The sequence below is a fragment of the Enterovibrio makurazakiensis genome (genome assembly GCF_050336585.1).
In the GTDB taxonomy this organism is placed as follows: domain Bacteria; phylum Pseudomonadota; class Gammaproteobacteria; order Enterobacterales; family Vibrionaceae; genus Enterovibrio; species Enterovibrio gelatinilyticus.
Map to the genome: position 1 here is coordinate 41,390 of NZ_JAKJSE010000030.1, position 13,052 is coordinate 54,441.

11 protein-coding genes are annotated in these 13,052 nt (G+C 46.4%); 7 read left to right on the forward strand and 4 right to left on the reverse strand.

The genetic code is table 11. The features are described 5' to 3' along the window. The first annotated feature begins 34 nt into the window (after positions 1 to 34). The 5 genes from queF (at position 35) to xni (ending at position 7,431) form a co-directional block, all read left to right on the forward strand. On the forward strand, positions 35 to 880 hold the full coding sequence (gene queF, locus L4D06_RS20905) for an NADPH-dependent 7-cyano-7-deazaguanine reductase QueF (RefSeq protein ID WP_274166034.1): 846 nt from the start codon (positions 35 to 37) through the stop codon (positions 878 to 880). Positions 881 to 940: 60 nt separating this feature from the next. Then, positions 941 to 3,211 (forward strand): tetratricopeptide repeat protein, encoded by a 2,271-nt coding sequence (locus tag L4D06_RS20910; RefSeq protein ID WP_429741121.1) that lies wholly within the window; start codon positions 941 to 943, stop codon positions 3,209 to 3,211. A 131-nt stretch (positions 3,212 to 3,342) separates the two neighbouring features. Then, entirely contained in the window at positions 3,343 to 4,899 is a 1,557-nt protein-coding gene (locus L4D06_RS20915; RefSeq protein WP_429741123.1) for a GGDEF domain-containing protein, read from the forward strand. A 301-nt stretch (positions 4,900 to 5,200) separates the two neighbouring features. Then, positions 5,201 to 6,571: a nucleotide 5'-monophosphate nucleosidase PpnN gene (ppnN, locus tag L4D06_RS20920; RefSeq protein WP_274166031.1), complete on the forward strand. Its 1,371-nt coding sequence runs from the start codon at positions 5,201 to 5,203 to the stop codon at positions 6,569 to 6,571. A gap of 74 nt (positions 6,572 to 6,645) precedes the next feature. Continuing rightward, positions 6,646 to 7,431, forward strand: a complete 786-nt coding sequence (xni, locus tag L4D06_RS20925) for a flap endonuclease Xni (protein WP_274166030.1) — start codon at positions 6,646 to 6,648, stop codon at positions 7,429 to 7,431. A 101-nt stretch (positions 7,432 to 7,532) separates the two neighbouring features. On the opposite strand, the gene rlmM is transcribed toward xni, so the two are convergent. From rlmM to L4D06_RS20945, 4 genes are all read right to left on the reverse strand, one after another. Next, complete coding sequence (rlmM, locus tag L4D06_RS20930) at positions 7,533 to 8,600, reverse strand: 23S rRNA (cytidine(2498)-2'-O)-methyltransferase RlmM (RefSeq protein ID WP_429741126.1); 1,068 nt, start codon at positions 8,598 to 8,600, stop codon at positions 7,533 to 7,535. 68 nt (positions 8,601 to 8,668) lie between these two features. Next, positions 8,669 to 9,046, reverse strand: a complete 378-nt coding sequence (locus L4D06_RS20935) for a DUF423 domain-containing protein (protein ID WP_274166028.1) — start codon at positions 9,044 to 9,046, stop codon at positions 8,669 to 8,671. Continuing rightward, a complete protein-coding gene (locus L4D06_RS20940; protein ID WP_429741128.1) occupies positions 9,043 to 9,660 on the reverse strand; it encodes an alpha/beta family hydrolase in 618 nt (205 codons plus the stop codon). The genes L4D06_RS20935 and L4D06_RS20940 overlap by 4 nt, the downstream gene beginning before the upstream one ends. Beyond that, entirely contained in the window at positions 9,657 to 10,562 is a 906-nt protein-coding gene (locus L4D06_RS20945) for a transcriptional regulator GcvA (protein ID WP_274166026.1), read from the reverse strand. Before L4D06_RS20945 ends, L4D06_RS20940 begins: the two co-directional genes overlap by 4 nt. Before the next feature lie 434 nt (positions 10,563 to 10,996). Between L4D06_RS20945 and L4D06_RS20950 the strand changes: the two genes are divergently transcribed. Further along, the gene (locus L4D06_RS20950; RefSeq protein WP_429741130.1) at positions 10,997 to 12,220 is read left to right on the forward strand and encodes an aminotransferase class V-fold PLP-dependent enzyme; all 1,224 of its coding nucleotides are present in this window, start codon (positions 10,997 to 10,999) and stop codon (positions 12,218 to 12,220) included. A 15-nt stretch (positions 12,221 to 12,235) separates the two neighbouring features. Then, positions 12,236 to 12,658, forward strand: a complete 423-nt coding sequence (csdE, locus tag L4D06_RS20955) for a cysteine desulfurase sulfur acceptor subunit CsdE (RefSeq protein WP_274166024.1) — start codon at positions 12,236 to 12,238, stop codon at positions 12,656 to 12,658. Positions 12,659 to 13,052: the final 394 nt, after the last annotated feature.

Below are 13,052 nucleotides of genomic sequence, written 5' to 3' on the forward strand. Positions count from 1 at the left end.
TTTGCGCATTCTAATCGATCCGTGGCAAAACCGTATGAGCAAATATCAAGATGCAAAAGAACTTGCTGGCCTGTCGCTAGGTCAGAAAACGGACTATCAAGAGCTATACGCTCCTGAGCTGCTGCAACCTGTACCGCGTAGTCTTAATCGTGATGACCTAGACCTTGGGGATTCACTGCCTTTTACCGGTTACGACATTTGGACACTCTACGAACTGTCATGGCTCAATGGCAAAGGGTTACCGCAAGTCGCGATTGGTGAAGTGCGTCTGCCAGCAACCAGTCCAAACTTGATCGAATCTAAATCGTTCAAACTGTACCTCAACAGCTTCAACCAGACGCGTTTTGATAGCTGGCAGGAAGTGGTCGATACCTTGGCGAAAGACCTGTCAGCCTGTGCTGGCGAAGATGTCGATGTCACTATCTTGCCCCTTGAAGAATTCAGCAACACACCCGTGATTGCATTTGGTGGCGAAAATATTGACGACCAAGACATCGAAATCACCGACTATGCCTTTGATCCAAGCCTCTTAGAAGGAGCGGCAGAAGGCCCAGTGGTTAGTGAAACACTGAACAGTGACCTCTTGAAGTCCAACTGTCTTATCACTAACCAACCTGATTGGGGTTCAGTACGTATCGCGTACAAAGGTCCGAAAATCAATCGTGAAAAGCTACTGCGTTATGTCGTGTCGTTCCGCCGTCACAATGAATTCCACGAACAATGTGTTGAGCGAATTTTTACGGATCTGATGAAGTACTGTCAGCCTGAGTTGTTAACGGTTTACGCGCGCTACACTCGCCGCGGTGGTTTGGATATCAACCCATATCGTACTAACATGGGTAAAACACCAAGCGAAAATAACCGACTCGCTCGTCAATAATTTCGAAACAGGCTCAGAGTTCTGAGCCTTTTTTCTTCACAATCATAGACTCTGCTAATCATGCGATTTTTGACAACCGCACTGCTTTTTCTTTCTTTGCTGATAAGCAATCATGTCAGCGCAACAATTAATTCAACACCTGTGCTCACAGAGGCTGAAGCCTTGTTACACACAGATCCAAGGCAAGCATTGCAGGTCACTGAGCGCTATCTCATGCAGCGTCGACTCGCTGAAACAAGTAACCGACCTCATAGTAATAACGAAGCGGATCGCTCTATTCGCACTCCCCTCAATACTGTGCATGCCTATTTAATTTCCGCCAAAGCGCATGGTATTTTGCTTCATCGAGAAAAAGCATGGAAGTTTTTGGCCTTAGCCAAAGAGATTGCAACCACCCATCATCTCAAACGAGCACTTTTGGAAGTCACTCTGGCGGAAACGTCGCTATTGCTGACACTGAACAATGACCCAACAGCAGCAGAAAAGCTGCTTCAGACGCTGATTGCAGAGATCCCAAAACTCACTGATATGCATTCAAGCCGCGTTCAACGCCTAACGTTTGAAACAACGCTACTGAACGCTATCATTGTCACTGAACAGGAAAATGAACAAGAAACCCTTGCCCAATTCGATATCGCGAAAAATGCGCTCGGGACAGATGCGAATTTAAAACTCAAGGTGCGATACCAAATTGCGCTAGGCAATTATTTCCTCCGCATTAACGCTCATGAACGCGCCCTATCCGAGTTACTCAGTGCTTACTGGCAAGCAAGCGAAAATGATTTATCACCACAGATTGCCCAAGCCAACATTGCATTGACCAAGCTTTATCAGCAAAAAGGGGCATTTAATAAAGCGCTTCAACACGCGAATCAAGCGGCTGAATTCTATGAACAGTATGATTTGAAGTGCGGCCTCTCCGAAACACAAACACTACTTGCAGGCTTGTACCACCAGCAAGGGCGCTACAATTTCGCACTCGTTCACTATTTTAACGCCTTAGAACTAGAAAAAACTCTGGCTCGCGACGTTCAAATCGCCGACATCAATGTTGCGATTGCAAACACTTACCTCAAATTGCTCCGATACCCGCAAGCGAAGGAATATGTCAACGACGCTATTAAGCTTGCTAAGAATGCTAACGCCATGGAGGTGCTCGCCCAAGCATTGATTGTCAAAGGGGAACAGGCGTTATTGACTCAACAAACGGATGTCGCCATTGATGCATTAAAGCAAGCCTTAAGCCATGCAACCGCTATCAACAACTATAAACTCAAACGTGACAGCCTCGCTCAGCTGTCACAGGCTTATGAACAAAAACCTGATTTCCCAAGCGCCTTGTATTTTCAGCGTCGCTATGACGAAATCAGTCAACGTGATGAGACACAACGTCGAAATCAGGAAACTGAGTCATTTAAACAAAGCCAACGCGTCATAGAGCGACAGCTTCAATTCGACGACATGCAAAAGCAGCATGCAGAGAACACTCAAACCATTGTTGAACAGAAGAAAATAAACCTATTTCTATTAGGAAGCCTAAGCGTTCTGTTGCTGGTATTGGTGCTGAGAAATCGTGCAGCATCGATGCGACTCAATCAATTGCAAGATCTTCAAAAAGAGCTGTATACCCACCCTCGAAGTGGTCTGCGCAACTTGCGAATGCTCAATGATAGATTGTCGAATTCACTCGCGAAAACCAGTGCGAATTTTGAACAGTGGTATTTGGGTGAAATGATCCATGAGCCCCTCAGTGACAAACTGAGCTTTGCCATGTTTGAAGTGCCATTTTTGAAGGTTGTCTATCTTCAGCATGGCTACCATCAAGGATTAGAATTAGAACGTCAGATGGGTGATTTCTTAAAATCACACATCATCAAGCCCGCACGTCTTTACCATTTCTCCGATGCCATGTTCATTTACATTGAGCCCAATGCTGAAACCCTGAATGCACCAGAACGTCTGGCATCGAAAATCCAGCAATTGGTTGACGATTTTGTCCAAGAAACTGGACTTGAAGATGTAGATAACCGACTTCGTATAGGCATGGCAGACTACCCTTTCCTGCCTCGCGCATTTACCTCTATCAACGACAAAGAGCTTATCGACATCCTGCTGATGGCAACCAGTGCCGCCCGCCAGGCCTGTAAAAATGAGCTATCCAGCCAATGGGTCCAAATCAGTGCCATAGACTCCACCCCAGCAGCTTGTTTCGCCGATAACAATGTCCGTCAAGCGTGCCTTGATGGCATAAGTACTGGATTGCTTAAGGTCAAAACTTCGGCAAACGGTGAGATTAACTGGCAGACGGTTCACGAATCTGATAAAAACTGACTTCAATTTATTGATAAGACAAGCAATAAACCGTTATAGCTAGTGGTCGCGCGCATGCGTTTTTCATTTATCAGCCCCAAAGTCGATGCAAAAGCGCATGTGGCGGGGGTTTGGAGATATAGTCGTAGTTTATGTCCAACTTCTCGTCAGATGAAGACGTCATTACACTGAAAGAAAAGTTGCAGCACTCACAGCTGGTATTCCGTGATTTAGCTCTTAAATCGCGGCGTGAAGCGACGATCTTAAAAAGGCTAATTTCACGCCTTATTGCAGCATCTCAAGCGCATGAAGACCCACTGCTCAATGAGCGGTTGTCACAGATACGACGAGAGCTAGACAGTCAAGACGATGTCAGCAGATTGATCCCTCAACTGGCATTGGTAGAGCGCATGGTCAACAGACATAATCAAGCAATGGAGAAAGCCAAAGGCACCTTGGAATGTCAGTACGAACAAAGTGCTGAAACACTAAAGTGCTTACCTGGGCTTCCTGCGCAACTCAAACGAGATCTGCGAAATCTGCTGATAAGTCCAAATGCCCATGAACAAGGCAATAACAATAAAATCGTCGCGCTACTTCAGCTTTATGAACGCGCGCTCAAGCTATTGGCATTGCCCTCGAATGGATTAACGGCAAAAGAATTACTCAATATCGATCGTATTAATCAACTGTGTAGCGAACTGCAACACTTGATCACAGAGCTCGATTTTGATGGTGAAGCTGGCGATCGTTTATTAAGCATTCGAAGTAAACTACTGCTAGCGCCAGAAGCGCAAACTCTGCTGGAACTCACCTTAGAGTCCGTTCAGCTCATCCTGGATGGTACGCGCAATGAGCGAAAAGCCTCACAGGCTTTTTTGTCACAGCTCAATGAAGATCTCTCCATTGTTCAGCGCCATAACGGGCGATCCATTGACAACTCTCAATCCATATCAACGCAACGAAGCACAATCAACGATGAACTTGAGCATTCTGTTGAAACGATTCAAACTCAACTCCGAGATGCAGAATCACTGGATGCCTTGCGACCTAAACTTTCTCAAGTTTCCGTAAATCTTGCCTCGTTAGTGGCTCGTAACAAAGAGCTTGAAGAGCGCGAGCAACAGCTTCTAGAACAGCTACAGCACAATGAACAAAAACTTGAGGCGCTTTACAGCCAAACGATGGACTACCGCCGTCGTCTCGGTGATCAAGAGCGTAAACTGCTGCTCGACCCACTCACCAAAGTCTATAACCGTGCGGCGCTGGATGATCGCTTAGAACACGAATATCGCTGCTGGATTCGTTACGAAACACCGTTCTGCCTTGCCATGATTGACATTGACCACTTCAAAAGCGTCAACGACCAATACGGTCACCTCGTCGGAGACAAAGTACTGAAAGTTGTCGCAAGAACCATTCATCAATGTTTACGTGATACCGATTTTATTGCACGATTTGGTGGTGAGGAGTTTGTGATCTTGTTACCTGACGCCGACGAAGAAACACGAAAGTCATTGCTAAACAATGTACGTGAAACCATCGCAAAACTTCCTTTCAAGTTCAAAGATATGCGTCTAACCGTTACGGTTTCCATCGGCGCAAGCATGTTCAAAGACAACGACAATACAGTTCAAGTCCTCGAGCGCGCAGATAATGCGCTATACAACGCCAAACATAATGGTCGTAACAAATTGGTATGGGCTTAGTCTTCCTCTAATTGACTCACTCGTTATCTGCTTGATTCAATAGTATTGTCTTTACCTCATCAGCAGCTTCGAACGCTCTCTCTTACATCGCTATCGCTCCACCCTTTACTTTTTCACGCCACGTTCCTCCTCGTACTGCATCCTTTTATCTCGTCAAACTGGCTAAACTAAATATCTGCGTGTATGGTTAATTAACACACTGATTTTTATAGCATTGAAAACAATAATTCATTGAATGAAATGATGTTTATAAAAAGCCTTTCTCTTTAGGCAGTGTGTTTTCTTCGCACAGGAGGTGACTATGATCACTCATATCAGCCCAGTCGGGGCAATGGATCTACTTTCTCAGCTTGAGGTCGACAGACTCAAAGACACCGCGCAGAGCGATTTATACCGCCTGTATCGTAACTGTTCGCTAGCCGTACTTAACTCCGGCAGCCATACAGACAGCTCCAAAGAACTGCTTGAACAATACAAAGCATTCAACATCCGCGTCATGCGACGTGAGCGCGGGGTGAAGCTAGAGTTGGTCAACCCACCCGATCACGCGTTTGTAGATGGAAAAATCATTCGAGGCATTCAAGAGCACATGTTTTCGGTACTACGTGACATCATTCACGTCAATGTACAGCTCGAGCATGCCAAAATCTTCAATCTTACAAATTCAAATCACATCACCAATTTGATTTTCGATATTTTGCGTAACGCGAAAGCGTTAGTACCAGGCAAAGACCCTAACCTGGTGGTTTGTTGGGGTGGACACTCTATCAATCCTATTGAATACCAATACACCCGTGAGGTCGGCCATGAACTAGGGCTGCGCGAACTTAATATCTGTACTGGTTGCGGACCGGGGGCAATGGAAGGGCCAATGAAAGGGGCAGCTATTGGTCACGCTAAACAGCGCGTAACAGGTAGCCGTTTCTTAGGGTTAACCGAGCCGTCAATTATTGCTGCAGAGCCCCCCAATCCCATTGTTAACGAACTGGTGATCATGCCGGATATCGAAAAACGGCTGGAAGCATTTGTGCGTGTCGGCCATGCCATCGTGATCTTCCCTGGCGGCGCAGGGACGGCAGAAGAATTGCTCTATTTACTTGGTATTTTAATGCATCCAGACAATGCAGGTCAGCCGATGCCCGTTGTACTCACTGGCCCTAAAGAAAGTGCCGATTATTTCCGTGTCATCGATGAATTCATTCGCGATGTCATTGGAGAAGAGGCCACCAAGTACTATCAAATCGTGGTGGGCGATCCGGCAAAAGCGGCACGTATTATCAAGCAAGGTATGCCCGCAGTGAAAGAACATCGACAATCAACGGGAGACGCATACTCGTTTAACTGGTCACTAAAAATTGCACCCGAGTTCCAACTGCCGTTTGAGCCCAACCATGAAAACATGGCGAACCTCGACTTACACATGAATCAACGACCTGAACTTCTCGCGTCTGCACTGCGACAAGCCTTCTCTGGCATTGTTGCTGGCAACGTGAAAGAGGAAGGGATCCGTGAGATTGAACGTCATGGTCCATTCAAAATTAACGGTGATGCCGTCTTAATGAAAAAGATGGATAAATTGCTGCGAGGCTTTGTGGAGCAGCAACGCATGAAACTGCCTGGAACGGCTTATGTCCCCTGCTACGAAATCGTTCAAGGTAATGGCGGTCGCTAACAGTTAGCCTTTCATTTATCTCTCAAGTAATTAGAATGGCCCTATCGGGCCATTTTTTATTTAGCGGACACCTCATGTCTATTCATCTTGTCATCATTGATGCCATGAACCTCATTCGTCGGGTTCACGCTGCCCAGCCAAACCCTGATGATATTGCCTCAACGGCACAAGTGTGTTGTCGAGCTCTGAACAAAATCATTCGCTCTTCAGATCCAACCCACATGGTGGCGGTGTTTGACCACACAGAACAAGACAGAGGTTGGCGTGCGGAGTTAATCCCTGAATATAAGCAAGGCCGCAAACCCATGCCCGAGCCGCTTCACGACGGGCTAAGCATCATTCAAGATGCGTTCTGGGACATGGGCATCGACTCACTGCTGTCTTCCGGCGATGAAGCTGATGACATGATCGCAACTTTGGCAGTGAAAGTTGCTAGCAAAAACGGGCAAGTGACCGTTGTTTCTACAGATAAAGGCTATTGTCAGCTCCTTCAGCCGACGCTACGTATTCGCGATTACTTCCAACAACGCTGGCTAGATAGCCCCTTTATTGAAAAAGAATTCGCAGTCTTGCCGACACAATTAGTCGACTATTGGGGCTTGGTCGGGATCAGTTCAAGTGGTGTATCCGGCGTGCCAGGTATTGGTCCAAAAACGGCTGCTACCTTGTTGCAGCGTTACACCACCTTAGCGCACATTTTTGCCGCCGATGACATTGAGCCAAAATGGCAGAAAAAGCTAGAGGGCAATCAAGAACTCGCACAACGTTGCAAACAAGTCGCCACGCTAAAAACTGATATTGCGCTGGGTTTCAACCTTCAAGATATTCGCTACATGCCAAACGCAAAAACCGAGCAATAACGAAGTGGTCAATCGTCAATAGCCCGACTGATTTACGCCAGACAATAAAAAACGGCAGCCCAAGGGCTGCCGTTTTTTATTGTTCACTTTCGCCAGAAACCTTAGTTCAGGCGACGAAGGTGTACCGTCACTTCTTCACGGTCGTGATACAAATGTTTAGCTTGGATTTCAAACTTCACACCGTTCTCAATCAAAAACTTTTTCAAGTTATCGATGTCTTCTTTCACCTGTTCGTATCGACGGTTCATTGGCAACTTCAGATTGAACATCGCCTCAACCGCCCATCGCTCAATGATCCATTCACCCATCAGTTGTGCAACACGGTATGGCTTTTCAATCATATCGCACACTAACCAAGTGATGTTCTTACGCGGCGGTTCGAACTTAAAGCCATCAGCTGCGTGGTACTTCACTTGACCCGTTTCCATCAAGCTTTCAGCCATTGCACCGTTATCGACTGCGTGAACAAACATGGATCGCTTCACCAGCTGATAAGTCCAGCCTCCCGGACATGCCCCAAGATCGACTGCACGCATTCCGGGTGCAATCCGTTCATCCCACTCATCACGAGGAATAAACGCATGAAAAGCTTCTTCCAACTTCAGTGTCGAACGACTTGGCGCTTCCGCTGGGAATTTCAGACGGTGAATACCCATATAATGTGGCGAGTTGTTGTTACTTAGCGAATAGCCCACATAGCAGCAACCTGGCGCAGTGAAGTACACATGCAAAACAGGTTGTTTCGGGTTTTCTTTGGCTAGCAACACGCCGCGTTTACGCAATGCTTGGCGAAGCGGCACAGTAAACTTACGACAGAATTTAAGAAGATCTTTACCTTCATTCGTGTCCGGCGTCTCAACACGCAGATCACCACACTTCGGTAATTCACCACCGAGAGCAAGAATCGGTGAAATACGATCACCAGGGTCAAGATCGGAGAGCTGTTCAACAACGGCAACCATCTGACGCGCAAAAATAAGCGATTTAAGAGGAAGCGTTTGAAGCAGTTTCTCTGCATCGCCTTGCTGGTAGCATTCAAACAACACATACCCGGCGTTTTTTACGACGCGAGGGAAACCGTAGACTTCTACAGAAGTTGCTTTATCTTGAATCTCACCCGCACATTCTTTTTCAAAGCCTTGACGGCAATACAATAAAATCTGATTCACACGATGCCTTTAGATGCCGTGGTAAAAATAACGCGCAATTATACCTCAGAAAACGTGATTCAGCGCACCTAACTCACTCTTCGCCACAATGACCAAGCTGCCATCCCCCAGCCCAGCAAAAAACTCAACCCGCCAATCGGTGTAACAGGCCAGAGCCAACGCCAATCCGTCAGTGCTAGACCATACAAACTGCCACTGAAACAAAGGATCCCAAATGCGATAAATCCACCCGCCAGTTTCAATAAGCGCTGAGGTGAAACATACAACCAAAGCCCAATAGCAATAAGCGCCAGTGAGTGCCAAAACTGATATTGCACGCCTTTTTCAATAATGGAGAGCGCATACGGTGTGACATGTGATTTTAACCCATGGGCGGCAAAGGCCCCCAATGCCACCGCTACACCTGCCAACACACAGCCTAACGCCGCTAGCTGATTCCCCTTCATTGGCATACCTCTCGCACAAAGCTAACAATATGCTCTGCAGCAAGTTGACGATTACCCGTCTCTGTGTGGCCTGATGCTTTTCGTGGCTTAAAGCTGTGATCGCCATCGGGCACGAACGTGAGCCTAATAGCATCTGAAAATGGGTAGCATGCTAGTTCGTCACGGTTACCAAACGTATCACGCTCTCCTTGCAAAATTAGCGTCGGTTTGACCATGTCCGCTAAGTGCTCACCTTTGTCTTTCTCTGGCTTACCAGGCGGGTGAAACGGAAAGCCTAGACAAACAATGCCTTGAATATTGAGAGTTTCTAGGTGGCTTGCCATACGCCCCCCCATAGACTTTCCACCAATGATTGTTTTACCACGCCCAAAACGCTCAACCACTTCAGTGAATGCTTCAAGCAATTTCGGGGCGCGATCTGGTGGTCTTCGTTTTCCGTCTTCAGCCCGTTTGATCATATAGGGGAAATTAAACCTCACGACACGAATTCCGTGATTGGCGACTTGCTTTGCCACTACCTCCATAAACTCATGATGCATATCAGCACCCGCACCATGCGCAAAGATGAACGTGACGTCAGCCTTCTCCGGGCCATCAACAATGATATTATTCATGCCGAAATTTGCTCCTGTTCAGCGGCGGCTTTGGCGAGCACCCAATCACGAAACGCGGTTATGCGCCCCGAATCAGCATCCTTTTGCTGACTCACCAAATAAAAGGCGTTTTTACTCATTAGAAAATGTTCAAACGGACACACCAACCGTCCTGACTCAAGTTCAGGCTGAGCCAGCACGTTATTACTTAACGCAATCCCCTGACCAAGCGCCGCTGCCTGAAGCACCATGGCCGAGTGACTAAAAATAGGCCCATAGTTAAGGTTAATATCCGCAATCTGATAGTGTTTAGCGTATGTCGTCCAATCTCGTCGTGAACGGTCGTGAAGCAAGGTGTGATGTTTAAGATCGGCAAGTGTATTTAGTGGTTTGTCACTATGAAAGACGGTTGGGCTGCACACCGGCAGAAGAAACTCAGGATACAGTTCATCACAACGTAATCCAGGCCAATTTCCTCGTCCATAATAGATGGCGACATCTACATCATCAGTGAGCGAGCCGTCCTCCATATCGACAGCTTTGATCCGAACATCAATTTCAGGGTGTGCTTGATTAAAATCCGATAGACGCGGCACCAACCATTGAATAGCAAAGCTCGGTGGTAAGCTGATGGTCAAGGCTCCTTTGGCTCCTCGCTCCAACACTCGGTCAGTCGCATCGGCCAGAGACACAAAAATATCTTTTATGTCGAGAAAATAGCTCTGCCCTTCCTCCGTTAACAATAAAGAGCGGTTACGTCGTCGGAAAAGTTTGAGTCCAAGAAACTCTTCTAATGATTTTATCTGATGACTAACAGCAGCTTGCGTAACAAACAACTCTTCCGCTGCACGAGTGAAGCTTAAGTGCCTCGCTGCTGCTTCAAACACACGCAATGCATTTAAAGGGGGTAAACGTCTGGCCATTTTTCGCCCTAAATTGATAAGTTTTTCTAATGCACTACATTACAAAATGTCCGTTGTTCTGTCACCCCATAAAACCTATAGTGCAGCCGCGCCTAGGATTAACGCTCCCTACGTTCGTTCAATACTATGGTTGCGATGTTGTGTTTGCATATTTCGGCCTCAGCCGAGTCTCGGCAATAACATCTTGCCGTATTTTCACCTTGATCTATCAACTAGATTATCGTCGCACTGAGTATTTAACTCGGTGCTTTTTTTTGCCCATTGTTTATCAAATACTCGCTATCCGCCTTTCAATGGCAAGTCTCAGCGCTAAAGACCTGCGTCGAGTCCAGATTAATCCAGATTGTTAGCGTACGCACTTTCACTTGAGTTCATGTGACAGAAAAGCGATCATTCCTACCCGACAACAAACTCGACAATATGACGCCCAAATAATGATGACCCAACCTTTTGATGTTGATGCCATTCGCCGCGACTTCCCATCGCTAGAGCAGCGCATCCATGGACAACCATTGGTATATCTCGACAGTGCAGCCACTTCACAGAAACCCTTGTCCGTCATCCAATGCATCAATGATTATTATTCAGGCGCAAACGCAAATGTTCATCGTGGATCGCATTCGTTAACAGCGTCAGCAACACAACGTTTTGAAACGGCGAGACAAACTGTTGCTGATTTTATTGGTGCGTCAGTGAAGGGCATTGTTTGGACGCGCGGAGCAACAGAAGCGCTCAATCTCATTGCCCAAAGCTATGCCAGACAAACGCTCCAAGCAGGCGACGAGATTCTTGTCAGCGAAATGGAACACCACGCAAATATTGTTCCTTGGCAAATGGTCGCGGAGCAGACGGGCGCAAAGGTGGTAAAATGGCCAGTCGACCCCGAGACCTGCCAACTCGACCTATCAGCGTTTGACACACTGCTTAATCATAAGACAAAGATCATTGCCGTTGCACATGTCAGCAACGTCACCGGCACACGCAACCCTATCGAAAACATCATTGACAAAGCTCATGCCAACGGTGCCGTTGTGGTCGTTGATGGTGCACAGGCAGTGGTGCATGAACAAGTTTGCGTCAATACGCTGAATGCAGATTTCTATGTCTTTTCAGGCCACAAACTCTTTGCGCCAGCGGGCATTGGCGCAATGTATGGCAAACCCGCCCTACTCGAAGCCATGCCTCCATGGCACGGGGGCGGAAAAATGGTCGAAAATGTGTCGTTCGATGGAACCACTTATGTGACGTCACCTGCCAAGTTTGAAGCTGGTACGCCCAATGTCGCAGGTGCGCTCGCGCTGGCAGAAGCGATAAACTGGTTCAACAATCTTGATCGTAAGGGCGCAGAACAGCACATAGCCTCACTTCAGTCACAGTTGATTGATGGCATCAAAGACATCGAGGATCTGTCGCTCATTGGATTGCAACAAGGCGCTAGTGTGGTGGCATTTCACGTTGACGGCGTACACAACTCAGATATCGCGACCTTACTCGATCAACAAGGCATTGCAGTGCGTTCAGGGCAACACTGTGCGCATCCGCTGATGAATGCACTCCGCCTAAATGGCTGTGTGCGCATCTCAATCGCTTTGTATAATACTGCCGATGAAATCGAGCGCTGCATTGCAGCCATAAAAATAGCCTGTGACTTACTTTGAGAAAGAACAAAGATTATGACTAATTTTCCAGCACACCCTTTTGGTACTGAAATTACCACAGCAAACATTATTGATAGCATGAAAAATTGCCGTGGCTGGGAGGATAAGTATCGTCTCATTATTCAGCTTGGCAAGCGGCTTCCAAGCCTGGAAGACCACTTAAAATCTAAAAGTGTTTCAATCTCTGGTTGCGAAAGTAATGTGTGGCTAATTTGGAAAAATAACAACAACTCTTACCAGTTTGCAGCAGATTCAGATGCACGCATTGTTAAAGGATTGTTAGCGTTAATATTGGCTGCTTCAGAGGGAAAAACACATGAAGAGTTAATGGCATTTAATTTCGAAAAATACTTTGAAGAAATGTATTTACTTGATCATCTCAGCCCCTCTCGAAATAATGGAATTCGAGCAATTATTGACCAAATAAAGCACATTTAGCACCATTTTGATGCCTTAATTTTTCATTCATTTCACCATGTTACGTGACCATCTTACCGTACAATACCCTTTTTAAAGCTGAGACTTCAGTCGATAATCCCGATATTAAACTTGCGCATTAGTGACTTTCTTTCTTAACTTGAACTGCTTTTGTTTTAAACAGTCTCGGCGATTAATTGAACAGCCGAATACTAATGCGCTCCAACCAAAAAAAAGTGTATTTTTCAAATTTAATTTAAACACGATCAACCAATAAACCGAAAATTAACACCACGTTAACTTTTGGCGCTTTATTGTGGATCTAGATCTTGTTTCTGCAATTCTCCCTCTATTCGTTTTGCCTTACTCAAAAGATTGTATATCTTTGAACCCAGTGGTCATAAAACCATCATAA